The sequence below is a fragment of the Bartonella sp. AA78NXGY genome (genome assembly GCF_042197005.1).
Lineage (GTDB): Bacteria > Pseudomonadota > Alphaproteobacteria > Rhizobiales > Rhizobiaceae > Bartonella.
Genome location: NZ_JBHIRI010000059.1, coordinates 1 through 1,810, shown reverse-complemented (window position 1 = coordinate 1,810; position 1,810 = coordinate 1). Strand labels below are relative to the sequence as shown.

Sequence of the window (1,810 nt, the reverse complement as noted above, 5' to 3'; positions counted from 1 at the left end):
ACTCTTCAACCATTGCCAAAAGTTGGAAAAGCTTTGTTTAACGCCCTCCCACAAATTGCCAAACCACTCGACAACAGCGCTAAGCTCTTGTTTAAACTTTTGCCAAGTTTGAGAGAAATCAAAAGCAGCAGCAATGATATTTTTCCATTTGGTGATGGTGGTGGTATCAGCACCAAAAAAGCGCATGACGGCTTCAAAGGCACGCCCAAAAGCCCGAGATACCCCCCGTGCAAAACCTTTGACAAAAGAAGAAAAACGATCCCAATATTTCCACAAAGCAAAACCAGCAGCAAGGATGACAGCCACAACAGCAGCAATGACCGCCCCGATCGGGGTAAAAATACCCCCCACAACAGAGGAAAGACTTGCCCCAACCACTTCGATCACTGTCCCCATCCAACCAAAAGAGGCAGCAAATGCACTTCCTGAGACAGCAATCCCCCGTAAAGCCCCTACCAGTAAAGTCATGGGGCGAAGAAGACGCAGCGCACTTCCACCAAAGCTTGCTGCTATTAAACCCAGCGAGCGCCCTGCGGCTGCTAAGCCCCGCCAGCTTGCAGCAACACCACGACTAACAGCACCCATCTTGATAAAAGAGCCCATCAATTGAAGAATCCCAAGACGTGTGCCAGCCATGGTAAAGCGCAACACGCGCAGAGCAATATTAAAAGCCATCAGAGCGGCAATGGTTTTGATAATGGCACTTGTTAAAGTTGGGTGCGCATTCGCCCACGCCATAAGCCCATTGGTAAAATTGCCAACACTTTCCATCAAACTGTTGAGGGGGGGCAGAAGCACTTCACCAATGCTAATCCCCAAAGCCACAATACGGTTTTGTAAGAGTTCAAATTGCCGCATGGCACCGGTTGCTTGTTTGTCTGCTTCTTGCTCTACAGAGCCTTTAAAGACTTGTGGATCTTTCACATAATCTAAAGCTTGCCCTAACAATTCTGGATTGCCCACCAATTTGGCAAAATCACCAGTAAAATCGCGCCCCGCAATGGCAATCAGCGAGCGCATCCCCTGTTCGGATTTACCCAACACATTAAAAAAGCGCACCAAGGTGCCGGTGGCATCTTTGTCCAGATCTTGCATGAATTTTTCGCGGGAAAGCCCAATATTGGCAAAAGCATCTTCAATATGCTTGCCCCCTGCTTGAATGCGCGCACTCATGGCATTAAAACCACGCGCAGCACTCTCTGGAACAATCCCAGCAGAAATCATCGCTGTACCAAATGCCGCGGTTTCGCGCGCAGTGAGCTTAAACATGGTTGCCGCACCGGTGGCTCGATTGGTAAAATCAGACACTTCACTGGCTTTTGCCGCCATGTGGTTCGAGAGATGATTGATAGCATCACCTAGATCTTCAATGCCTTCCTGATTAAGCTTAAAGACATTGCGCAATTTGGCAAAGCGCTCCCCAATCTGATCCCCCGTCATATCAAAAGCAACAGCTGCTTTAGCGGCATAAATGCTAAAAGCTTCCAGATCTTGTTCACCAATGCCTGCTTGGCTAGCACTGGTCATCAGTTCTAAAACCTCACGCGCCGCTAGAGGAATTTTTGTGGAGGTCTCAAGGGCAAAACGACGCAATTCTTTTAAGCGATCAAGGGGGGCATCGAGAACCTTTTCCAAGCCTTTCATCGATTGATCAAATTGCATGGCTTTATAGAGCGGTGCAATTAAGGTTGCTGTTTGCGCAATCGCCCCCACCATACGCCCCCGCGCATGGTTAAAAGCATTTTCCGCATTCTTTGTCGCATCCTCAAGATGCTCAGGGTCAAACCACCCTTTAAAATGCTGCCTTGTC

1 protein-coding gene is annotated in these 1,810 nt (G+C 48.6%); it reads right to left on the bottom strand.

Annotation, left to right across the window (positions count from 1 at the left end; translation table 11 throughout):
• Nucleotides 1-1,810: phage tail tape measure protein (locus tag ACFINL_RS09555; RefSeq protein ID WP_375651474.1), on the bottom strand; the 1,810-nt coding region annotated here is incomplete at both ends.